Source organism: Bacillus sp. AK031, assembly GCF_053903065.1.
Genome location: NZ_CP096424.1, coordinates 502,202 through 525,519 on the forward strand (window position 1 = coordinate 502,202; position 23,318 = coordinate 525,519).

Below are 23,318 nucleotides of genomic sequence, written 5' to 3' on the forward strand. Positions count from 1 at the left end.
GAGCACATCCTTTTAATCAGTAATCATCTCTTTATTGCGGGGGCGCAGAAGCTTGCCGAAGTCATCCAATTTAACATGCATATTGATGTTCACTTTCGCATCAGGATAGGTTTTCATCCAGTCATACTTTTGGTACTGCTTCAGATTTAAGAACTTCCTCCGGGCGTTCAGATGCCAATCGAAGGCTTCAGCCTTTAATTCTTCCTGCGATTTTTTTACAAAATCCTCAGCGAGAGATTTAAATCTTTTTTCCATATAATGATCAAGCATTTCTTGTTTTTCGAGGTCTTCGACATAATCGATCATACTCGGGATTGAAAGGATCCTTACATCAAGCCATGCATCGACTGTGATGACAGGCTTGGGCTTGCTGACATCCACTTTTACTTTTGTTTTCGTGTTCGTCGCTTTCCCTGTAATCTTAAATTTTTCTTTAATGGGATCCGGGAAAGTGAAGGCAATGTCCTGTGGTTTCAGACTCTCTGTTAAAATCGTCATAACCCGGACTTCTTCTCCTGTTAAAGAGCCGACCATCTTTCCGCCGCGGAAAGCCGCTCCCCCAACGAGTTGAACTGGGGTGCCTCCTTGTTTATACAGCTCCCCTGGCAAGTATTGGTCTTCATTTTCCTTGATTTCTGGATCCATTTTCTCTGCCGTTGTGTACACAGCTAAAGCGAGTCCGGCATCTGCTTCTATGTCATGCAAAAACTGCTGCAGGTCAGCTTTAGGGACTAACGCATTCGTTTCCCACCTGCGGGAAATAAAGTCATAGAATTTATGCGGGCTTGCTTCAAAGACTGGTTTGTTGTTTCTCAAGTAGTTACTGGCTCTTTCCTTCGAGACCAGGAGGATCATATCCCTTCTTGCTTGCGGATCGCGCCCTAAAGTTCCGATGCTTTCAAGAAATTTGTCGGAACGGGCAAAGGCTTCACTAACGACCAATGCTTTAGTGTGATAAAAGTTGATATTCCGGGTTTCTGAAACATTAAGCATATCCCGGGCAGATATAAGGTCCGGCATACGAATGGTGATTGTTTTGTGTTCCTCTGCCCCCGGTTGGCTGCCGGGTGCACCTGCCTGGGGGTCTGCCAGTTGATAGGTAATATCCAAGCCGTTTTGTCCATCTTCCGGTAAATCAATGCCGATGACTAGAACAAACCCCTCCTCTTCAATTTCAATCTTGTCTGCACAGCCAGTCAAAATAAGAATAGGTAAACAAAACATAACCAGGTATTTCATTGCTTGAATTCACCTCTCAGTTTTGCGACAATCAGCAGGGTGACCGGAATGAGGAAAATCAAAACGGATGTGATCATTAAAATGATGTCATTTCGGAGCAGCAGTACATTTTGAGCCACATTTTCCGGCAGCAGTCCAAGCATGATGGCAAGTACGGCAAACGGTAAGATAAGTGGTTCAAACTCCTTGATTTTAGCTGTATATCCGAAAAAGGCTGTTGAGATATACAGGTACACTGCGAAACGGATTAAGCTTGCCACACTCCAAAAGGCAAAAAATAATGCTTCGATATGGGATACATATCTTCCGAAGGTAACCATCCGGGTAATCTCATGGAAAGGATAGGCGATGAACTCAATCGATGGATAATCGAAATACATAATGAAAACCGCGAAGAACACCATCAGTTCAACTATCGATACTCCCAATCCCAAGAGTGTCGCCTTTTTGAATGATTTGTAGCTTTTAAAAAATGGAAACAAAATCGAGAAGAACAGCAGATCACTTGTTATAGAAGCATAACTTGCTCCCTGGACAGCAATTTTTTTAAGGCCATGGCCGGCAATCGGGAACATGTATCCGAAGTAAAGTTCGCTCCATAGGAGGATGATGATGAAAAATAACGATACTTTTATATATGGGAACGTAATCCAGGCTGTTCTCCCGATCGCCAGCAGTCCCCGGTTGGCCAGGTAGTAGCTTGATCCGACCAGGACAAAATATAAGTGTATGGAACTGGTTGATGGGAAATACATCGTATTCATGATATCGACGTAACTTCTGCTGTCAATGACCGTCGATGAATAGGCGATTAAAAATAAGGTCATTCCGATCAGGAAGCCGAAGAATTTGCCTGTCACCTTATAGGTAATGTCAATAATATTCCGGTCTCCATAGTGCTTCAGCAAAATCAGGATACATATGAGCGGAATGACCATGATCATGCCTGAGATAAGAGGGATCATCCACGCAGCCTGTGCTGTTTCTTTGTACAGCAGGGTAGCGGTCATATCTGTAAACTTGATTCCAAGCGTAATCGTGATTAGGGCGAACAGCTCCCGGGTTCCAAGTCTCCTATCTTGGGGAGTGATCATTCGTTGCTTTCTCCTTTCGGCTTCTTCATCTTCTTAGGTTCAACTGGGAACACATTCAAAGGCCGCAGCCACTGTTTCCATGTCGGCGGGCGGATAATGAGATCTTTAGATGAAGGGTAGTGAGGCGCCATTGGTGACAGAAATGGCACATCAAATGAAGTAAGTGTCGTTAAATACCCGATACACATCGTAATGCAGATGCCGATTCCGAAGAATCCCCATAAACTTCCGAATAAAAGGAAGATATAGGTCGACAGCCTGATCATATAGCTGAAGGACAAGTTTGGGATGGCAAATGAAGCAAGTCCCGTAATCGCGATCACGATAACAAGGATTGGACTGATGATATTGGCTTCGACGGCTGCCTGCCCTAAAATCAAGGCACCGACAATCCCGATGGTCGGACCGATTGGACTCGGAACCCTTACGCCGCCTTCACGGATCAATTCGAAAGAAAACAGGAGAAGGACGACCTCGAATATCGCCGGGAATGGAACATCTTCCCTGGTTGCTGAAATCGCCAAGGCCAAATCGGTCGGCAGCATTTCAATATGGTAATTAGTGACCGCAATATAGATTGCAGGGGTCATGATGGTGATAAAGATCGCTATCAAGCGAAGAAATCTCGTGAAATTGCCATAAGGCCACCTTGCGTAAGAGTCTTCGGATGAATGAAAGAACGACCAGAAAGTAACAGGCACAATCAGGCTGCTTGGAGAACTGTCCATAAGCAGCACGACATGCCCTTCATTAATAAAGCTTACTGCTCTATCCGGCCTTTCCGTATACAATACCGTCGGAACGAGTGAATAAGGCCGTTCCTCGATATGCTGTTCAAGAAGCCCCAGGTTTTGCACTTCATCTGACTTCATTTCAGTAATTCGCTTTTTTACTTTTTCTAAAAGGTCAGGATTGGCGACACCTTTTAAATAGATCAGGGCAACCTGGCTTAGTCCTTTTTCACCGACGGTTACATACTCTGTCATAAGTTCAGAGGAGCGCAGCTGCTTCCTGATCAGTGAAATATTGACGGCAATGGACTCGATGAATGCTTCCTTTGGCCCCTTGAGGACAGCCTCATCCTCCGGCTTTTGAATTCCTCTTTTTTCAAATCCGGTGGTTCCAAACAGATAGGCGTGTTCTTCGCCTTCAATAAATAGCACTGTGTTCCCCATCAGGAGATTGGTAACGATTGTATCGTAATCGCATTCCTCTTTAATATCTTTGATCGGTATTTGATTTGCGAAAAAATCCAGGTCCAGTTCCGCTTCTTCGTTTGGGTAAGGTGTTATAAGATTAGGAATAAGTTCTTTTTCTATGACCTCTCGCTGGCTCATGCCATTAAGGAAAAACAAAATGGCTTTTTTGTTAAAAATAGAAATCGTCAGCGGCCTGACGGATAGATCTTGATTGATGGGATAATTAAAGGTTTCCTTGACCTTTTCGGTATTATCTTCAAGTGAGGAAGAAACACCAGAGCAGTCCTTCTCTTGATCCTTCTTATTTTTTTCGCGTGTGGATTTCAGCATCTTTTCACCCCCTGTTGTATATAGAGTGTCACAAGATTTACTTGGTTATGTAATTAATGGTTATAAAGAATGATTTTGTCTTTGTTCAAACTTTGTGTTGCTAATGGGTGGGTAATTGCTGGTATTATGATAGGGAAATGATTTAAATCGCACGCAGTCAGGAAGGTGTAACCTTTGAAGTGGTACAGCATAGGAGCTTTCACGTTTCCCTCTGTCTGGGGAGCCGTCGTCATTGCTTTTGCAGTGACAGGCATCTTTTTAAAACTTTATGATGGCAAACAGGCAAATGAATGGTTCGGCAACAGTGTGTTCTGGTTCATCCTGACCTGGAAGCTGAGCTTCATCCTGTTTGATTTCTCTGCTTTTATCAGGCAGCCTCTGTCCGTCATTTATTATTATGGAGGGGTGAAGGGTTTCTGGTTAGGGATAGCCATGGCCCTGATTTATATATTTTTAAAAGGAAAGCGAGAGCATCTGTTTGGTTCGTGGATTCTATTCGTTCTTGTATATGAAGGAGCGGCAGGGTATTTAGCGGATAACACTTCTCTGTTGGATGCCGGAAATCTTCTTGTCGGGCTGGGGCTGTTTTACCTGGTTCTGAAGATGGGGAAAAAGGAAATCTGGCTGCTGGTGTTCACCGGCATACAGCTATTGGTTAATTTCTTGCAGAGCGGATGGTTTTCGACGGAGAGCTTCGCATATGTGGTCATAACGATTGGAGTACTGGTTGTAAATAGATTCGGGAGGGACGCTCATGAGTAAGAAAATTTTGGCGTTCGGGCTTGTCGGTGTTCTGATAGGCTTGTTTGTTGCCAATATCGTTCAAAATCAAAATGCAAAAAAAGAAATGGAAGAACAGGTGGCGGAACAACTCGAGTCAGGGCTGGAAGTGGAATTCGGAAGTGAAGGCCTGGATAAAGGAGACACCGCCCCGGATTTTACGTTGACCACGTTGGAGGGGGAAGAGGTCGCGCTTTCCGATTACAGAGGGCAAAAAGTGATTTTGAATTTCTGGGCGACCTGGTGCCCTCCTTGTAAAGCGGAGATGCCGCATATGCAAGAGTACTATGAACAGTATCATGAAAGAGAAAATGTCGAAATGCTGGCGGTGAATCTTTCGACAATTGATAATGGCAAGGAAGCTGTCCAGGAGTTTGTTGAGGAGTATGGTCTGACATTCCCGATCCCTTTGGATGAAGAAGGAGAACAGGGAACTGCCTACCAGGCCCAAACCATCCCCACCTCCTACATGATCGACACAAACGGCGTCATCCAGCACAAAATCCTCGGACCCATGAACAAAGAAATGATGATCCAAATGGTGCGATCAATGGACTGACTTTACTCCTCTAAAGCACTAAGAGGGACTGTCCCCTATGCTGCGTTAATACGTTAATGCGCAATAGGGGACAGTCCCTTTTCATGCATTAACGCGTTGCCATACTAAAAGGGACAGTCCCTCTTCGCGCGGTGATGCGTTAATTCGATAAAGACTGACAGTCGCAATTTCTTGTCGTATAATGAAGGGAAAAGGATTTAAAAGGAAGGGGTTCATCATGAATTTTGGCACGAAAGTTGTACACAGCACATTACATAAACGCGATATCAACAGCAAAACGACACCGATCTATCAAACCTCCGCTTTCACGTTTTCTTCCCTTGAAGAGCTGGAAGGATTTTATGAAGGAAAATCGCCTTATCTTTATACACGCTCAGGCAACCCGAATACAGATGAACTGGGCAAACTGGTCGCAGAACTTGAAGGCGCACCGGATGGAGTTGCCGCCTCCTCGGGACTCGCGGCAATCCTCGCAGGCATTCTCGCCGTTGCTGAAAGCGGGGACCATATCGTCGCAGCAGAAGATATATATGGAGGCACTTATCATCTGTTAAAAGAAGAATTACAGTCGTTCGGCATCACAACCACTTTTGTCGATTTCAGCGATCCTCAAGAGATCGAAAAAAGCATCACTCCGGAAACGAAGCTGTTATACAGTGAAAGCATCACCAATCCTTTTCTGCGGGTGGAGGATATCGGCACACTCATCTCCATCGCGAAAAAGCATAACCTGAAAACCATGATCGACAATACATTTGCGACCCCATACCTTATGGCGCCTTACACGGAAGGTGTGGATATCGTCGCCCACAGCGCAACAAAATATATCGGCGGCCATAGTGATGTTACGTCAGGTGTAACAGTAGGCTCATTAGAATTGATTGAAAAGGCAAGGCTGAAAGTCGTCAACCTTGGCAGCAATCTAAGCCCGCATGAAGCCTGGCTGACAGTGAGAGGCTGCAAAACCTTGGCCCTCAGAATGAAGCAGCAGTGTAAAAATGCCCAAAGGTTAGCAGGTGCATTGAAGAACCATGAGGGTGTTAAAACAGTATACTATCCGGAAAATGCCTCCGAAAAAGGGAATGGCGCCATCGTCACCATCGAACTTGCAGAGCAAAACGATATCCACAGGTTTTTCACAAACTTGAGCTGGGTGAAAATTGTTCCGACACTTGCAGGGGTGGAGACGACAGTATCCTATCCTCAAGGTACATCTCACCGCGCACTCTCCCCGGAAGCAAGGGCGAAAATCGGTGTGAACGGGCAAGTCGTCCGCATCTCCGTCGGCATTGAAGATGCAGAGGATATTATCCAGGCCTTCAAAATTGCAGTGGACAAATCAAAATAAAAATATTCTGAAAAATCATTGACCTTGGCGAAATAGTTGGTTATAATCCAACACATACAGCATATAAATTTTTCATAAGCAATTCGATAACTCTTATCGAGAGCGGCGGAGGGAATAGGCCCGATGAAGCCCGGCAACCTTCAAGCAGAACCTGCTTGAAAAAGGTGCTACATCCTACAGGCTCACGAAGTCTGGAAGATAAGAGGAGGAGCCGATGTCTATTCAAGCCCTCTTCTTAGCGGAGAGGGCTTTTTCATGTTGAAAATTCCTCTTCCCGATCCAGTGTCAAATTTTTTATTTAAATAAGAGGAGGAAGTTAGTATGACAAACCATCAATTCGATCCGGAAACATTACTGCTGCATGGAGGACAGGAACCTGATCCTGTTACAGGTTCACGAGCCGTTCCGATTTATCAAACCACATCGTATGTATTCAACGACACTGAACATGCGCAGAATTTATTCTCATTAAGTGAAGCCGGTAACATCTATACAAGGATCGGAAACCCGACTGTGGATGTTTTTGAAAAAAGGATTGCCCTGCTTGAAAAAGGAGTCGCAGCCGTAGCGGTGTCTTCCGGAATGGCAGCGATTTCCCTGGCGATATTGAACCTGGCGGGTGCCGGCGATGAAGTTGTTGCCTCGTCAAAACTATATGGCGGGACCTACAACCTGTTTGCTGTGACTCTTCCTCGCTACGGAATCAAGGTGAAGTTCGTTGACAGCACCGACCCGGAAAATTTCCGCCATGCGATAACCGAAAACACGAAAGCGGTATTTGCAGAAACGATCGGCAATCCGAGCCTCAATGTGCTGGATATTGAAAAAGTTGCGGATATCGCGCATTCCAAGGGTGTTCCGCTGATTATCGATAATACCTTCCCGTCGCCATATGGCTGCCAGCCGATTCAATATGGAGCAGATATTGTCATCCATTCGGCAACGAAGTGGATCGGCGGACACGGTACGGCAATCGGCGGTGTCATTGTTGATGGCGGCCAGTTTGACTGGAACAGCCCTAGGTTTCCCGGGTTTACAGAACCGGATGCCAGCTATAATGGGCTTCAATATGTTGATGTTGGCGAGGCGGCCTATGCCGTAAAATTGCGCGTCCAGCTCCTGCGTGATTTTGGTGCCTGCCTGAGCCCGCACAATGCGTTTTTGCTGCTGCAAGGGCTTGAAACGCTACACCTTAGAGTTCCCAAGCATAACAGCAACGCCCTGGAAATTGCCCGTTACCTGGAAAATCATCCATCTGTTGACTGGGTCAGCTATCCTGGACTGGCAAACCATCCGGCCAACACTCTTGCGGAAAAATATTTAGAGCATGGACATGGCTCTATCGTCAACTTTGGCATCAAGGGCGGAAGAGAGGCTGGCAGAAAGTTGATAGACAATATAACATTATGGTCCCACGTTGCCAATGTCGGTGATGCCAAATCACTGATCATCCACCCGGCATCAACCACCCACCAGCAGCTGAACAGTGAAGACCTGAAAACGACGGGTGTAACCGAAGCGCTCATTAGGCTGTCGATCGGGTTGGAGTCGGTAAAAGATTTAACGGCAGACCTTGACCAGGCAATCCAAAAAGCGACGGCAGCGGCAGCTTCAGTCTGATTTATGAAAAAAGCAATCTATGAAACAGGGAATGTTTCGGTAGGTAATCTCATACTTGAAAGCGGCAGACTCCTCATGGATGCTGGACTCAGCTATGAGATTTGCGGCAATCAAGAAGGACCTGTCATTCTTGTCTGCCATGCCTTGACGGGCAGCCACCTTAGTGTGGGGACGGATGGTCAGCCTGGCTGGTGGAGAGGGCTGATCGGTCCCGGGGCATATATCGATACGGAAGAATACCTGGTGGTGACGTTTAACGTTCTGGGTGGGTGTGACGGGTCGACAGGACCACTGTCTAAAGATCCGGACACAGGACAGCCTTACAGGATGGCTTTCCCGCAGGTGACCGTCCGTGATATTGTGCATTCTCAGTATAAAGCACTCCAAACACTTGGGATATCCTCACTCCATGCCGTGATTGGAGGTTCGCTGGGAGGGATGCAGGCTCTGGAATGGGGCCTGCTTTATCCTGCCTTCGTTAAAACAGTGTTCATGCTGGCAAGCACGCCGTATTTTTCTGATTACGGAATTGCTTTTAATGCAATCGGTAAATCAGCCATCACTTCTGACCCCAACTGGAAGGATGGCCATTATGAAGATGCAGCAGATGTAGCGGGCCTGCGGGTGGCAAGGATGGCCGGAATGGTCACGTACCGGTCTCCTGAACTTTTTAATGAAAGATTCCAGCGGGCTGAAGCCTCTGAAAAGGTGTTCCAGGTGGAATCCTATCTTGCCTATCAGGGTGAAAAACTGGCAAAGCGGTTTGATCCCAACAGTTATTTGTATTTGCTCCAAACCATGAACAGCCATGACATCGGAAGGGACCGGGGCGGTTGGAGGGAGGCGGCTTCACAATTTCAACGGGAGCTTATCTCTCTCGGTTTTACTAGAGATCTAATTTACCCGCCTTCACTCATCAAAGAACTGGCAGACCTGGTTCCGAGATCTGTATTTTATGAAGTAAAAACCTTATTCGGGCATGATGGTTTTCTGACTGAATTTGAAAAATGGGGAGGCCTCATAAAAACCCATTTAGAAAGTTAGCTCCATGACTCATAACTTGTCCCTCACCGGCATATAGTTTCAATAGCAAAGACATCGCACCGCTTCTAAGCATTTTTTGTGTGGTGTCTTTTTTATCCGAAAGATTAAAAGGATGCTAATGAAGGTGATATATAGGGAGGAGACAGAATGGAGCAGCGCAAAGGCGTGATTATAATAGCCGTCGCATCCCTTTTGGCAGGTGCCGGGGGAATGTACGGCGGAATGGACTTACTGAATTCATTTGACAGCAAGGCAGAAGAAGGGGCCGCGGATAACTCGGGCCAGGTAACGGACCGTCTGCATAAAGTGGAGGTTGCCTACGATCTGATAGCGGACAAATATGTAGAGGAAGTGGACAAGGGAGAGCTGGTGGAAGGTGCAATCCAGGGAATGCTTGATACTCTCGGCGACCCCTACTCTGTCTACATGGATGCCAGCACTGCCTCGCAATTCAGCGATTCCCTCGGCTCTTCCTTTGAAGGCATCGGGGCAGAAGTGACGGTCATGGACGGGAAGCTTCTGATTGTTGCACCGTTCAAGGACTCTCCAGCCGAAAAGGCAGGGCTGCGGCCTAATGATCAAATTTTAAAAGTGGACGGGGAAAGCATTGTCGGCTTGGATTTATATGAAGCCACATTGAAGATTCGCGGCGAGAAAGGCTCCAGTGTCGAGTTGGAGGTTATGAGAGAAGGGGTTACCAATCCCATCAAGGTAAGTGTAAAAAGAGATGAAATCCCTCTGGAAACAGTCCACTCAGATATTAAAAAAGAGAACGGCAAAGATTACGGTATCATTGAGGTCTCATCCTTCTCTGAAAATACAGCGAAAGACTTTAAAAAGCAGCTGGCGGAAATGGAGGAAACAGGTATCGAAGGGCTTGTCATCGATGTCCGTGGCAATCCGGGGGGACTGTTGTCGAGTGTAAATGAAATGCTGGTTGAACTGGTGACAGAGGAAAAACCATACGTGCAAATCCAGGAGCGCAACGGTGAGACGATGAAATATTTCTCTGAAAATAAGCAGAGGAAGGCATATCCGATTACCGTACTTGTCGATGAGGGGAGTGCATCAGCCTCTGAGATTCTTGCAGGGGCATTGAAGGAAGCGGGAGGCTATCCTTTGATTGGTACCAAAACGTTCGGAAAAGGAACGGTCCAGCAGCCGGTCCCGATGGGGGACGGAAGCAACATCAAGCTGACGATGTTCAAATGGCTCACACCCAAAGGGAACTGGATTCATAAAAAAGGCATCCAGCCGGACATTCAGGTCAAACAGCCTTCTTACTTCTATGCCCATCCTTTAGAAGCAGAAAAGCCGCTGACGGCCGAAATGAATAACGAGCAAGTAAAGAATGCCCAGCTGATGCTGGAAGGGCTTGGCTTCAAGCCAGGCCGGAATGACGGCTACTTCAACAGTTCAACAGAAGCGGCGGTTAAAGAGTTTCAAGAGCAGCATAATTTGGTGGCAAATGGAAAGATTGACAGTGTGACAGCCGGGAAGCTTCAGGAAGAGATCTATAAAGCGGTGAAAGATGAGAAGAATGATGTGCAGTTGAAGGCTGCGTTGGATTATTTGAAGAGGTTGAATTAACAGTAAAAGGCCTGGAGTTCACTCCAGGCCTTTTAATAATACTGCTGCTTAAGTTCTTGCATTTCAAAGCTGGGAACTTCCCTGCGGTTCAGTTTTTCCAAAATATAAGCAAGAGCCTTCAGACTATGCCCAGCCTGCTCCTCCGAAACAGCTCCTGCCTCATAGGCTCCATAATACTCATCCATATCAATCACATGGTAGCTTCCATCCTCGAATACCCGGATATCAATCAACAGATCATGGACACAAATGAGGTCTTCCTGCCTCTTTTCATACTGGACGATGTCAATCAGCCACCCATTATGCGAGCTTTTGAACCCGTAGGAAAATTGCAATCTTTTATCCAGCATATAGATGATGATAAATCTTTTCGAAGAGGCAAGTGGAGGCAGTTCGAGAATGGTAGAAGAATTAATTCTGATAAAGCGATTTGGTTCCTTCATGCTGAGAGCACGTTCCTCTTTTAACTGAATGGCTTTTTCAACCTCTTCTTCGCTGCTTTTTTTGATATCATTTGTATAGGTCAGGCCGCCATGCTCTCTTCCGACATGATTCCAAAAAATGACGACATCCATTTGACATTCCTCCCGACATCCTTCACATATCCATTCGCCAGCTCTCTGCAATTTCCTTTATATTTCCCGGGAAAAACTATTATTGTCGAAGTACTGGAAAATTTAGTAGTCTTCTATTTATAAAAATAAATAGGTTTTACAGTGGCTATTTGTTAAAATAATAGAATAGATTAACACGTTGAGGATGGTGAAGACCATTGTTACAGCATTGGCTTATAGAGATCATGAAAGCAAGCGGCAAGCTGTTTGTGAATCCGCTGATCTATTTCGCGGTGATCCTTGCTTTTGGTAGTGGTTTCTTTCGGGTAAAGCGGGAGAGGCGGGAACTGCATACAAGGATTTTCGATGTTTATCATGAGATTCGGTTTTTATTTCCCCTCGGAATTCTGCTTGGCCTCGGTTTTTCTTTACTGACGATCGGTGCGGGGCTGGTCATTCCTTTTGGAGGTTTGCTATTGATAGGAGCGGTTACGATGCTTCTGGCTCTTACATTTAACTTCCGTTTGCTGACACCGGCGTTTACTGTCGGAATATCTTATTTCATCCTTCTGGCTATCAATTACTTTAAGCTGGAAATGCCATTTTTTCATACATATTTCGAACGGCTGAATGAAGGGCTGTTGAATTCTGTTGTCGTATTGCTGGGGACGCTGCTGTTGATTGAAGGTGTCTTAATCAGCCACAGCGCGTGGAAGAAGACTTCACCCCGATTAATCAAAAGTTCGCGCGGGCTTAAGGTCGGAGCGCAGGAAGGGAAGAAGCTGTGGGTTGTGCCGATGTTCCTTCTGATGCCGATAGGGACACTGGATATGCCTTGGGGCTGGTGGCCTGTTTTTACAATAGGGTCACAGACTTATTCAATCATCCTTTTCCCATTCCTGCTCGGATTCAGGCAGCTTGTCAGAAGCACACTTCCGCAAATCAGCATCAAAGAAACTGGAAACCGGGTTTTCTGGCTGGGTGCTCTTGTACTGACAATTGCTGTAGCAGGATTCTTTGCTCCGGTGATTTCCATTGCCGGCGCTGCCATTGCAGTCATCGGGAGAGAGTGGATGGCCTACAGGCAGCGTGTCCAGGATAGTGAAAGGTCTTACTTCTTCTCAAGAAATTCCCAAGGGCTGATGATTTTGGCAATCCTGCCAGGTTCGCCAGCCGAAAAGATGTCACTTGTCTCCGGGGAAATCATCTCTAAAGTGAATGGATTCCGCGTCCAGACAGAGGCTGAGTTTTATGAAGCTCTGCAGAACAACCGTGCCTACTGTAAATTGGAAGTGATTGATACAAACGGACAAATCCGCTTTGCACAAGGCGCTCTTTATGAAGGCGATCACCATGAACTTGGGATTGTGTTCGTTGAGGAAGACCGTGAATGGTCATCAAAAGTCGGCTATCATTTTGTTAGTTCTTATAAATAGTCTCAATCTTTCTTATAGAGACCTATAGTGAAACAAAATGTTTGATGAGTTGCTCGGATGGATAAGTGATGCGATGCATACAGACCTCATTCTTTGAATCTGTTCCTTGAAATTTAGAATAGGGGAAGGTTCTGTTCACAAAGATTTACAGCTAGTAGAGGTTAGAAACCCATAGACCAGGATTTGTCAACAACAGGGTGGAAAGTGCCAATTCATGATACTTTCCAAAACATCAAAAAATAAAGGAAGGCAAGAAATGAGATTTATTGACATATCAGATTATCAACAGGAAACAATGCAATTAGCCAAACCAATTTATGATCGGATGAGAAGAATATTGCTGACAGCCGGTCGTACGATCCACCCCACATTTCTAAAGAGAATTTCTGAAATGGGAATTTCTACTTTAGTAGTAGAAGATGCAGAATCCAAAGGGATTACCTTAGATGAAATGCTTGATATGCCTACCTGGATGGATACAATTGAAACCGTGCAACAAGCTTTTAATGATGCTCGCAATAAAAAAAGAATAAATGCTTATGCAATTAACAATGCTGTTGGAAAGCTAATTCATGAGTTATCAAGACGAAAAATAATCATTCTAATTCCCTCAAGTTCCATTTCTGAAGAATTAGTTGAATATGCACATGCTGTGAATGTGGCTTTGGTTTCTATACAGATGGGGAAGAAGCTCAATTATAATGGATTGAAGCTGAGAGACCTGGCTGTAGGAGCCTTGCTGCATGACATTGGGAAAACACAGTCACAAAACGAGAAAGACCACCCTAAGCAAGGCTTTGATATTATCCGTGATAACCGGGAAATCAGCTTATTATCTGCACATATAGCTTATCAGCACCATGAAGTAATGACAGGGGAAGGATATCCAAGAGGTTTATCAGGTAACGAAATCCTTGAGTTCCCTCAGATATGTGCAATAGCAAACTTATATGAAAACTTAACTTCTAAAGAAAAAGTAAATCCAGATGAAGTCCTAGAATTAATCATGAGCAAAAATGGAGTGGAGTATAAAGAAAACGTTGTTCATTCCTTCGTGAATAGTATTCCTTCCTACGCACCGGGTACCAAAGTAGAATTAAATGACGGTGAGGAAGCGATCGTTATTGCGTTGAAATCCCATTTGCATAGGCCAATCATTCGTTATAAAAATAGCGGGGAAGTGGTCGATCTTGCTGAATCTCACACTACTTTAATCACAAGGGTGATAAATTAGAGTTCAAAATTGTTATTGGAAGATAATAAAAAAGTTTCATAGAATTCTAAGTAAGCTCAATAATAGATTAGCTTTAAAGATTAAGGTTAGACGCAGGTATTGAATTAGTATATGAAGTTAATGAATCGAAAGGAGATTATCTCAATTTAATTATTGGGATATTCCCTTTTGATTAAGTTGAATTTGTTGTACAATCTGTGTTAATAGGCTCTACTTTATGCTAATTTAAACAGTCGGTCCTATATTGTTTTTTTACTTATTATAATAATTTATCAAAGGAGATAGAGATGAATAAGAACAACAGCAATAAAATTGATTTATACATAATATTAATGCTTACTATCGGTGTTCCATCATGCACAATAATTCCCCAATTAGGTCTCCCGCCTTTCGTTAGCTATCCCCTACAAGCTATTGGAATACTTCTTATTATTATGGGCTTACCTGCATCCTTTCTGAGGCTAAAATCTATCAATAGATAAATGTTTTAGTCCTCAAGGTGACAGGAGAATGTTATGTAGATCACCATAAGAAATTCTATAATAAAAAAGTCCAATTATACAACAGCCCGGTAGTTAGATGTCTTTAAGAGAGACGAAGAGCTTGGTTTATATTATCTTCTTGACAGAGATCTATAAAAGAGAGTGGATTCACTGCGCTATCTATTTAAAATACAGGGTATTCTTTGCGAACAATATCAAAAATGGTTGCTACTTCCCTTTTGGCCGTAGGTCTATCCTTTCCAAAAGGTCTAATAAAGTTTTCAATTGATTCGTGCCCCATTCCGTAATTATTGCTATAGTCTCTCCTCAAAGGTACAAGCCTTTCAGAAAAGTACATAATGTAGCTTCCCTCAGTTTTATCTCCTCTAATTTCATATCTGACAGAATATTTTGCTCCCTTTGGACCCAAAAAGGGTTGATCTGATATCTCTGTTACTCTCACCCTGTACTTAAAATCTTCTTGAATGGGTTTTCTCAATGTGTTCTATCCCTTCTGTTAACATTTAGTATTATATTTATTTTCGGTTTTTCTTTCGGAGTTTTTAATAGCTGACTTTCATTCTTCTTTTTTATAATCCACCTTTTTTACCACTAAATAGTAACGAGCGACACAAAAGTACAGAATCAAAAGAAATCGGTATTACTGTATTTAATAGATAGTAACCAGTCAGTGCTATTGTGTGATTTCTTTGACACAATAATGAATACAATCTTGTAAAAAGACACAAAAGTATTAACAACACTATTGAAAAAGCCATAAATAGTCTCATATTCCACTAAAGGGCCATTTAATTGAACATCACATTATTAAAGAGTGGATAAATACTACGTAGCAAAGCATTCACAAACTTTTAAGAAGATAGATAGGTTAAAGTAAAAGTAATAGAAGCGAAGAAAAGAATCTTTCTTGACAGTAATACTACTTTGTTATACTATATACCAGTAATAAGTATTACTAATTACCTCTTGTGTAGTGTACTGAAAAATTAAATTTAATTTAAATGGGTGATAAAATTGGAAAACATTACAGAAATGCTCAAAGGAGTACTTGAAGGTTGTGTGCTTGAGATTATCAGTCGTGGCGAAACTTACGGCTATGAAATCACGCAACAGCTTCGAGAACTTGGCTTTACTGATGTAGTGGAGGGCACAGTTTATACGATTACCATGCGGTTGGAGAAACACAATCTAGTGGACATCCAGAAAAAAAAATCCACTGTGGGCCCGCCGCGCAAATTTTACACACTCAACGCTGCTGGTCAAAAGCATCTTGAAATTTTTTGGGGGAAATGGAATTTTATCTCAAGCAAAATGAACGAACTAAAAATAAAAGAAATCAAAAGGAGAAGGTAAAATGAACATTCTTGAGAAACTTATTGGGAATCTAAATGACAAACGGGAATGGAAGGCGATGGAGGCACGCGCAAAGGCACTTCCAACTGAATACCATAACGCTTACAAAGCTATCCAAAAATATATGTGGTCTGTTGGTGGTCTCACTGACTGGAAGGACATGAGTCGTATTTTTGGCGGCATTCTCGATCTTTTTGAAGAAGGTGCAGCGGAAGGCAAGAAAGTGACTGAGCTTGTGGGTGAGGACGTTGCCTCTTTCTGTGAAGAACTGGTGAAGGACGCGAAGACTTGGAAGGAGAAATATCGTGAAAAGTTGAACAATGCTATTGTTCGGGATGAATGACGAAATGATAAAAGAATTAGAAAAGTAATTCAATAGATTTTTACGACTGAATAGTTGGCAATAAATGAGAACTGCCACCTTCACTATTCGGTTAAATTTTTTATTCAGTAGTGAGTGTTACTGATTATCTGTAGTACTTATTAGATAAGTATAGAAATTAAGATGAGAAAAGCACTAGTTATGAGGAGGAAAAAGTATGAGTAATACGGCGATTTCTGTAAAAGGACTAAAAAAGTCCTTTAAAGACAAGGAAGTTTTAAAGGGAGTAGATTTTGAGGTACAACGTGGGGAAATTTTAGCTCTGCTTGGTTCCAATGGTGCTGGCAAGACCACGGCGGTCAACATCCTCTCCACACTTATGAAGCCAGATGGTGGGGAAGTAAGTATTTGTGGCTTTGACGTTGAGCGTCAAGCAGAACAGGTTCGTCAATGCATCAGCCTGACTGGACAGTTTGCAGCTTTAGATGGTATGCAAACAGGGCGGGAAAATCTGATGATGATTGCCAAGTTACGGGAAGTTTTCAATCCCGCTGAAGTAACCGACAATCTGCTTGCAAGATTCAACCTGACCAGTGCAGCCAACCGCCGTGCTGACACGTATTCTGGTGGGATGAAGAGACGGCTTGATATTGCCATGAGTTTGATCGGAACTCCAGAAGTGATTTTTCTCGACGAACCGTCTACGGGGCTTGATCCTGAAGCAAGGATTGAAGTTTGGGATACCGTCAAGGAGCTTTCCAAAGGTGGCACAACAATATTGCTTACAACTCAGTACCTGGAGGAAGCTGAAAAACTTGCGGATCGTATTGCCATTCTTCATGGTGGAAAAATCATTACGATTGGCACTCTTGGCGAACTCAAGGAGATGTTCCCCCCAACGAAAGTGGAGTACATCGAGAAGCAGCCATCATTGGAGGAAATTTTCCTCGCGATAATTGGCAAAAAGGAGGAGAGTTAAATGAAAAGTAAAACTGGGGTATTACTAGGTCGTTTAATGCGTAATATCATGCGTAGTCCAGATACGATTATCACGGTAGCGATTACGCCGATTATGATGATGTTGCTGTTTGTTTACGTATTTGGAGGCGCAATAGAAACAGGCAGGGATAATTATGTGAATTATTTGTTACCGGGAATTTTACTGATCACTATTGCATCCGGTGTGGCTTACACCTCTTTACGCCTATTTACGGATGTAAAGAGTGGCCTGATGGCTCGTTTCATAACCATGCCTATCAAACGTTCCTCGGTACTGTGGGCTCACGTGTTGACCTCCCTTGTATCCAATGCACTTACTGTGATGGTCGTGATACTCGTGGCGCTCTTGATGGGGTTCCAATCTAATGCTGGTATTCTGGATTGGCTCGCGGTAGTCGGGATACTCGGGCTGTTTACGCTGGCACTGACTTGGCTGGCTATCATTCCCGGGCTGACAGCAAAGTCTATGGAAGGAGCAACAGCCTATTCTTATCCGCTGATTTTCCTGCCGTTTATTAGTTCTGCCTTTGTCCCAACTGAAACGATGCCTAAAGTTGTTCGTGTATTTGCTGAGAACCAGCCCGTGACTTCAATTGTGAATTCGATTCGTGCCCTCTTGTATGAAGGTCCTGTAGGCAACGGTATTTGGACCGCTCTCGCCTGGTGTGTTGGACTCATGGTCATCGCTTACTTGATTGCCAGTAAAACATTTAAGCGACAGTTAGGGTAAGAATAACAAATATTAAAATGAGAATAGGGGGAGAATGAAGGGGCGTGAAGCGTGTGTCTAAGAAGAAGTTATTGGATGAAATGATTGTTTCAAGCAAAAATATCAAAAAAACAAACTGAAAACAACAAAAGATACTAGAGAATGCTATTCAATTATTTGCTAAAAAAGGATACGCCAATACTTCTACTAGCGAAATCGCGAAAGTCGCTGGAGTTGCAGGAGGAACGATTTTTAGACACTAGGGGGACAAAAGATAATTTACTATTGTCTGTGGTTCTCCCCTTCCTTAAAGAGTTTTTACCTAATATGGCCGAAGAACTTTTTCAGGAAATTATGACTGAAAATGCAGGGGCGTTTGAGGGGTTTCTAAAAGCCTTATTGAAAAATAGAATTCAATTTTTTATAGAAAATAAAGAAATCCTTCAAGTTATCATAAAAGAAATGTTATATAATGAAAAACTCAAGAAAGATATTTTACCTTATGTATCTGAAAATATTATCATGCGTTTAAATAGTGCGATAGAAATATTTAAAAATCGTGGTGAATTAGTTGATATTCCTAACAACCAAATAATAAAAATGGTGCTTTCATTTTTAGGTGGATTTTTTAATCTCACGTTTTATATTGTTAGATGATAATTATATTAATGATGATGAAATTGAAGATGCAATTCGTTTTGTGATGGATGGGATTAAAAGAAGATAGCAAAAAAGAAATTCAATAAAACAATATTGTAGAACCATCTAAATAGTTTCCCGTTTAGATGGTTTTTTTACGCTTTTAGAATAATGTGAGACAATTGTTGATAAAGTAAAAGGAGAAAGTAACAAATTTGGACAGAAATTCGTCAGTTTTTTTGTATTTTGAACTATTTCTGCAGTTTGTTTTACAGAGTAATATTAAACTTCATCGGTTAAAACTACTCAGCTTATTGCACAGACTGTTCAATAAAATAAATTTTTCCCTGACTCATTCTCCTGAGGGTAATTTTTATTGGATATATTTTATGGTTGTTGAAGTATTCTTTTTTAGAGTAAGAGGGTGTGTGGTGTGTTGTTTAAGTTGTAGAACCGAAATTAGGAATTGATCAAAGTTAAGCCAATTTCTTACAGGATAATTATGGTGATATTTGTCTGTTACCTACTTCAACAATCGTGAAATTGTTGAAGTAGAGAAAGATTGTTATCCAGTGAAAGAATATATAAATATTTATCATTGTTCCATATAGTCGCTAAGACCAGATACAACAAAGTGGTTTAGTTCTTCCATTCTCTCATCAATCCATTCCATCGGCTTCTCTTCGAGTAAATAAGTTTCACAAAGGTTCATGTACATAAAGCACAAATTCTTAATCAAGGTTGCACTTGGGAGTTTAATTTTATATTCACTTGTTACTTGATTAACGGAATTAAGTTCATATGAAAGGTAATTGTTGATAAGGTGTTCCTTGAAGCCATCATATTTACTACCTTTCACCTTTGAAAGTAGAATCCGAAGACTATCTTGATGCCTGTCCATGAAATGGATCAGTTTTGTTGTGATGGAGGTAATATATACATGAAAATCACTTTTATTCAATGAAGTGGGCATCGGAATATCTGCATCTTCAATATTTAATATTTGATAATAGAATTCACCTACCAGTTCATCCAATAATGCTTCTTTATTAGTAAAGTAATTGTATAGGTTGCTGACAGAAATGTTGCATTCAATAGCGATTTTCCTCATAGACATCTTATCAAATCCTGATAAAGCAATTTCTCTTCGGGCTACGTCAAGAATTTTTGTATATATGGCTTTTTTCTTTACCTGAACCATTTCCACACTCCATAATTTTTTATTTGTTTATTTTATCATAAAACGACACTGTTTCATTTATTACTTCTTTCCCATCGGTACCCCACCATACAAAGTGTCCTCCTGCCTTAACCGTCATAAATTTCCCTCTAACAAGATTTTTTTGCAGCCTTTCAAAATGATTAGGTTCCAAATCTTTATCCCAACTAGAATAGATGGCTAAAACAGGCATCTTAATTTTTTCCCATTCAATATGTTGAGGTGAAGCAGACTTTGCTACCTCGTCCATCATACCGTCATAAAGTTTATTCATTGGTGTCAAAGACTTCACAAATTGTACAAACCGTCTTTTTTCGTCCTCGTCATAGACAATTGAATTAACTATTTGTTTGGTTTCATTTTTATCCAAATAGGCTTCAGTTTTCAGGAAGTTCCGAATGGTTGCTTTCGGGAAAACCTCTGCGAATCGCACCAGCATCCATGAGATAATGCTCTTCCCCTTGTTTCCCATGACGAGTTTACCTAATGGTGAATCGACGGCTTCCTGGTTAGGATGATATTCTCCTGATACGGCACTCCATAAAACCATTGACTTGACAGGGTACATTTGAGCGAAATATAGGGAAGACAGACCGCCCATTGATACTCCGAAAACATTCACTTCACGAATACCAAGAGATACAATTACCTCATGGTAAATCTTTGCATGGCCTTTAATAGAATCTACTACATTAACAGAAAGTTTGGAATAACCAGGGCGATTGATAGATAGTACCCTATACCCATTTTGTATTAGCCAATCAAATGCTAAGGCAGAATCAATTCCTGCGCCTCCACCTGTTGAATAAAGAACAACCGGTGCATCTTTCGGTCCTAAATCCAAATATTCAATTTCTCCATAAGAAGTATTCACCGTAGAAAAACCCTCATATACAGTTTTTCGATCTTTTAGAAAGCGTTTGTAATCGGTCCATCCAAGAAAAATTAAACAAACAATAACTAACATAATTCCAAAACTTATTAACATTTTTCTTCCTCCTCAAAAATAAACAGTGTTCATTTTTGAAATATACATTACTTTGATTCAAATATCAAATACAAATTCTCATAAATGATTATAATGGGATTGCATCCATAGAGACTGCCGCCTTACATTTATTAAGTAATAAATGGTTTGATTTTTTTACTACTATTGATTTTCAATCTGAACACACCTCTTAGGTTGAGTGGTCATATCAGAGCCAGAGCCTATTGCGCCTTTCTGTTTGTATATCGTACTAGAAAAGGTGATTGATTCTACTGTTGACATATAAAGAAAATCAGGCGAAAATAATGAGTGTGCTCATATATGAGTACACTCATTTTTAACGAAATATATTTAAGGAGTGTTAATATGAAAATTTTGATTGTTGGCGGTGGGATAGCAGGATTAAGCCTTGCAGGATTACTTAAGAAAAGAGGAATAGAGCCCGTCATTATTGAGAAGGCAAAGGAATATGGTGAAGTAGGCTATTTTTTAGGATTATGGCCTTTAGGCAGCAGAGTTTTGCATGGATTAGATCTCTACGAAGAATATGTTAAAGAGGGTACGCCCACCAAGGATTACAAAGTTTTGAATGAATCGGGCAAACTGTTAAATCAACTAACTTTCAGTAATGTTTCAAAACAATTTGGTGAAACTTATTTAATAGCCAGGTATAAATTATTGGAAGTATTAAAAAGGGGTATTGAAGAAACTCCCGTTAGAATGGGGTTGTCGGTAACAAAACTAGAGCAAGATGACCAAAAGGTTTATGTCACATTTACAGATGGAAATAAAGATGCTTTTGATTTGGTTGTAGGAGCAGATGGTATCCATTCAACAGTCCGTAAATTATTATTTGGTGAGCTACCTCTTACCCCTACAGGTTGGGGAGGATGGGGATTTTGGCTGGATAAAAAGTATCTTCCAGCAGGAGTCAGTGCATCAGAATATTGGGGGAAAGGGAAATTCTTTGGGATCGGGCAAACACAAAAAGGTTACAGCGGATCAGCAATTATTCCAATTCCTAAGAAAATGCCAAAAACAAGAGAAGAAACCATTTTATTTATTCAGAAAAGGTTCAACACAATGGGAGACGAAATAGTTCAGGGAACCCTAAAAGCTCTTCCTAAGGCTACAGATATAAATTTTTTAGAACTAAGTGATTTTAAGACAGATAAATGGAGTAAAGGAAGAGTCGTTTTGATTGGTGATTCTGCTGCCGGTTTTTTACCTACCGCAGGAATTGGCGCTTCTATGGCATTGGAATCTGCATCTGTTCTAAACGATGAATTATCCAGAGTGAATAAAGATTTTGTCGAACAAGCTATTTTTCTCTATACTATGCGTAGAAGGGAAAGGATTGACAAGATACAATTAAACTCTCGTAGATTAGCAAAGATAATGTTCACTAAAAATCATTTAGTGTCAATTACTCGGGATTTTGTCACGAGTATGGCAACAGAAAAGCAATTGTTTAAAGAAATAGGTGGAAAAATGAATAAGCCAATATAATTTTCCGTGAGGTTGGTGTTTGCAATTGAGTCTTCGTGAGAAGAAAAAGAGGGAAGTTAAAAATAAGATTTTAAATGCTGCAGAGAAATTGTTTAAGGAAGTAGGATTTGAAAAAACAACTACTAATCAAATAGCAAAAGAAGCTGGAGTGGCATCTGGAACAGCTTTTAATTACTTTGACACAAAGGCAGAAATTTTGTTAGCTGTGTTTATTAAAAACAACAGGGATACAGCTCATTATAATTATTCAATTAAGAAATCAGATGATCCGTCAGAAATAATATTCTCATTTTTATGGCATTACTCACAGCAACTAACTAAAATAGATAAATCATTACTGCAAGAACTCTTACAGGCTTTTGTTTCTTCCTATAAAAACAATCCTATCTTAATTAAACAGTTAATTGAAATTGATTTTGGGTTCTTAGAAAAATTAAAAGAAATCATGATTGAACTTAAAAATAACTATTTACTCATAGAAAGTTATCAGAGCGAAATAGCTGTTGAAATCATCTATAGTTCATTATTGTATGAGTTTGTAAATTACGCTTTTAGTGAGGATGTTAATGAAGAGGATATAAAAGAAAGAATCAAACAAAAAATACAATTTCTAGTATCACAAGACAAAGGTTAAGTGTTTAATCCAATTCACATTAAGTTTTAAATAATGCAGATTTTAATATGTGATACCATTGACGAGGGGATAAATTTTGTTGAGTGTGATTTATTTGTAAAAGAAGGATAAAAAGGGTGCTTATCAAGAACAGGGTAAGCTCCTTTTTTTTATGAGTTTTACTTGAGTAAGTAGCTGGACTTTATAATAATTGGTATTAAGTTAAAGGGAGGTAATGGAAGAAGCATTATTTATCAAATTACGAATGTGTGTAAGGAGTTGTAAGAATGATAAAAACAAAAAGACGACTTAGGCCTATTATAGTTCTCCTCCTCATAATCGTTCTGGCAGCAATCACAAACCCAACAAAAAATCTAATATTCAATTTAGCGAAGCAAAGATAGGTGAACCTTTTCCAAATAATAGTGTAGATATTG

The 23,318-nt window shown here is 41.4% G+C and carries 22 protein-coding genes and 1 riboswitch; of the genes, 15 read left to right on the forward strand and 7 right to left on the reverse strand.

Features of this window, described 5'->3' with window-relative positions; all coding sequences use genetic code 11:
* Nucleotides 1-12: 12 nt before the first annotated feature.
* The 3 genes from M1E09_RS02285 to M1E09_RS02295 are packed head-to-tail and all read right to left on the reverse strand — an operon-like array spanning nucleotide 13 to nucleotide 3,862.
* Nucleotides 13-1,239, reverse strand: a complete 1,227-nt coding sequence (locus M1E09_RS02285; RefSeq protein ID WP_456273286.1) for a Ger(x)C family spore germination protein — start codon at nucleotides 1,237-1,239, stop codon at nucleotides 13-15.
* Nucleotides 1,236-2,333, reverse strand: a complete 1,098-nt coding sequence (locus tag M1E09_RS02290) for a GerAB/ArcD/ProY family transporter (protein ID WP_456273287.1) — start codon at nucleotides 2,331-2,333, stop codon at nucleotides 1,236-1,238. The genes M1E09_RS02285 and M1E09_RS02290 overlap by 4 nt, the downstream gene beginning before the upstream one ends.
* A complete protein-coding gene (locus tag M1E09_RS02295) occupies nucleotides 2,330-3,862 on the reverse strand; it encodes a spore germination protein (protein WP_456273288.1) in 1,533 nt (510 codons plus the stop codon). The genes M1E09_RS02290 and M1E09_RS02295 overlap by 4 nt, the downstream gene beginning before the upstream one ends.
* Before the next feature lie 174 nt (nucleotides 3,863-4,036).
* Between M1E09_RS02295 and M1E09_RS02300 the strand changes: the two genes are divergently transcribed.
* The 6 genes from M1E09_RS02300 (at nucleotide 4,037) to M1E09_RS02325 (ending at nucleotide 10,803) form a co-directional block, all read left to right on the forward strand.
* On the forward strand, nucleotides 4,037-4,624 hold the full coding sequence (locus tag M1E09_RS02300; protein WP_456273289.1) for a hypothetical protein: 588 nt from the start codon (nucleotides 4,037-4,039) through the stop codon (nucleotides 4,622-4,624).
* Entirely contained in the window at nucleotides 4,617-5,201 is a 585-nt protein-coding gene (locus M1E09_RS02305; RefSeq protein WP_456273290.1) for a redoxin domain-containing protein, read from the forward strand. The genes M1E09_RS02300 and M1E09_RS02305 overlap by 8 nt, the downstream gene beginning before the upstream one ends.
* A gap of 217 nt (nucleotides 5,202-5,418) precedes the next feature.
* Nucleotides 5,419-6,549 carry a trans-sulfuration enzyme family protein gene (locus tag M1E09_RS02310; protein WP_456273291.1) on the forward strand — a complete coding sequence of 377 codons (1,131 nt, stop codon included), beginning with the start codon at nucleotides 5,419-5,421 and terminating at the stop codon, nucleotides 6,547-6,549.
* Between the two features lie 90 nt (nucleotides 6,550-6,639).
* A riboswitch (SAM riboswitch) is annotated at nucleotides 6,640-6,754 on the forward strand.
* Nucleotides 6,755-6,870: 116 nt separating this feature from the next.
* A complete protein-coding gene (locus M1E09_RS02315) occupies nucleotides 6,871-8,169 on the forward strand; it encodes an O-acetylhomoserine aminocarboxypropyltransferase/cysteine synthase family protein (RefSeq protein ID WP_456273292.1) in 1,299 nt (432 codons plus the stop codon).
* 3 nt (nucleotides 8,170-8,172) lie between these two features.
* The gene (gene metX, locus M1E09_RS02320; RefSeq protein ID WP_456273293.1) at nucleotides 8,173-9,213 is read left to right on the forward strand and encodes a homoserine O-acetyltransferase MetX; all 1,041 of its coding nucleotides are present in this window, start codon (nucleotides 8,173-8,175) and stop codon (nucleotides 9,211-9,213) included.
* A gap of 147 nt (nucleotides 9,214-9,360) precedes the next feature.
* Entirely contained in the window at nucleotides 9,361-10,803 is a 1,443-nt protein-coding gene (locus tag M1E09_RS02325; RefSeq protein ID WP_456273294.1) for a S41 family peptidase, read from the forward strand.
* Nucleotides 10,804-10,835: 32 nt separating this feature from the next.
* On the opposite strand, the gene M1E09_RS02330 is transcribed toward M1E09_RS02325, so the two are convergent.
* A complete protein-coding gene (locus M1E09_RS02330; protein WP_456273295.1) occupies nucleotides 10,836-11,378 on the reverse strand; it encodes a DUF402 domain-containing protein in 543 nt (180 codons plus the stop codon).
* A gap of 197 nt (nucleotides 11,379-11,575) precedes the next feature.
* On the opposite strand from M1E09_RS02330, the gene M1E09_RS02335 reads away from it, so the two are divergent.
* Together M1E09_RS02335 and M1E09_RS02340 are read left to right on the forward strand one after the other, a co-directional pair.
* Nucleotides 11,576-12,793: a PDZ domain-containing protein gene (locus M1E09_RS02335; RefSeq protein ID WP_456273296.1), complete on the forward strand. Its 1,218-nt coding sequence runs from the start codon at nucleotides 11,576-11,578 to the stop codon at nucleotides 12,791-12,793.
* Nucleotides 12,794-13,049: 256 nt separating this feature from the next.
* Entirely contained in the window at nucleotides 13,050-14,027 is a 978-nt protein-coding gene (locus M1E09_RS02340; protein WP_456273297.1) for an HD-GYP domain-containing protein, read from the forward strand.
* A 666-nt stretch (nucleotides 14,028-14,693) separates the two neighbouring features.
* Here the strand turns inward: M1E09_RS02340 and M1E09_RS02345 are convergent.
* On the reverse strand, nucleotides 14,694-15,008 hold the full coding sequence (locus M1E09_RS02345; protein WP_456273298.1) for a hypothetical protein: 315 nt from the start codon (nucleotides 15,006-15,008) through the stop codon (nucleotides 14,694-14,696).
* Between the two features lie 536 nt (nucleotides 15,009-15,544).
* Between M1E09_RS02345 and M1E09_RS02350 the strand changes: the two genes are divergently transcribed.
* The 5 genes from M1E09_RS02350 to M1E09_RS02370 all read left to right on the forward strand — a co-directional run bounded on the left by M1E09_RS02350 (nucleotide 15,545) and on the right by M1E09_RS02370 (nucleotide 18,176).
* On the forward strand, nucleotides 15,545-15,883 hold the full coding sequence (locus tag M1E09_RS02350; RefSeq protein ID WP_456273299.1) for a PadR family transcriptional regulator: 339 nt from the start codon (nucleotides 15,545-15,547) through the stop codon (nucleotides 15,881-15,883).
* Nucleotide 15,884: 1 nt separating this feature from the next.
* Nucleotides 15,885-16,226, forward strand: coding sequence for a DUF1048 domain-containing protein (locus M1E09_RS02355; protein WP_456273300.1), 342 nt, complete (start codon nucleotides 15,885-15,887; stop codon nucleotides 16,224-16,226).
* 196 nt (nucleotides 16,227-16,422) lie between these two features.
* Nucleotides 16,423-17,184 carry an ABC transporter ATP-binding protein gene (locus M1E09_RS02360; RefSeq protein WP_456273301.1) on the forward strand — a complete coding sequence of 254 codons (762 nt, stop codon included), beginning with the start codon at nucleotides 16,423-16,425 and terminating at the stop codon, nucleotides 17,182-17,184.
* A complete protein-coding gene (locus tag M1E09_RS02365) occupies nucleotides 17,185-17,934 on the forward strand; it encodes an ABC transporter permease (protein ID WP_456273302.1) in 750 nt (249 codons plus the stop codon). It begins immediately after the preceding gene.
* 146 nt (nucleotides 17,935-18,080) lie between these two features.
* A complete protein-coding gene (locus tag M1E09_RS02370) occupies nucleotides 18,081-18,176 on the forward strand; it encodes a TetR/AcrR family transcriptional regulator (protein WP_456274875.1) in 96 nt (31 codons plus the stop codon).
* A 971-nt stretch (nucleotides 18,177-19,147) separates the two neighbouring features.
* Here the strand turns inward: M1E09_RS02370 and M1E09_RS02375 are convergent.
* Nucleotides 19,148-19,753: a TetR/AcrR family transcriptional regulator gene (locus tag M1E09_RS02375; RefSeq protein WP_456273303.1), complete on the reverse strand. Its 606-nt coding sequence runs from the start codon at nucleotides 19,751-19,753 to the stop codon at nucleotides 19,148-19,150.
* Nucleotides 19,754-19,772: 19 nt separating this feature from the next.
* Nucleotides 19,773-20,759, reverse strand: coding sequence for an alpha/beta fold hydrolase (locus M1E09_RS02380; RefSeq protein WP_456273304.1), 987 nt, complete (start codon nucleotides 20,757-20,759; stop codon nucleotides 19,773-19,775).
* A 366-nt stretch (nucleotides 20,760-21,125) separates the two neighbouring features.
* On the opposite strand from M1E09_RS02380, the gene M1E09_RS02385 reads away from it, so the two are divergent.
* Together M1E09_RS02385 and M1E09_RS02390 are read left to right on the forward strand one after the other, a co-directional pair.
* Nucleotides 21,126-22,268, forward strand: coding sequence for an FAD-dependent oxidoreductase (locus M1E09_RS02385; RefSeq protein WP_456273305.1), 1,143 nt, complete (start codon nucleotides 21,126-21,128; stop codon nucleotides 22,266-22,268).
* A 19-nt stretch (nucleotides 22,269-22,287) separates the two neighbouring features.
* The gene (locus M1E09_RS02390; protein ID WP_456273306.1) at nucleotides 22,288-22,902 is read left to right on the forward strand and encodes a TetR/AcrR family transcriptional regulator; all 615 of its coding nucleotides are present in this window, start codon (nucleotides 22,288-22,290) and stop codon (nucleotides 22,900-22,902) included.
* The last annotated feature ends 416 nt before the right edge of the window (nucleotides 22,903-23,318 follow it).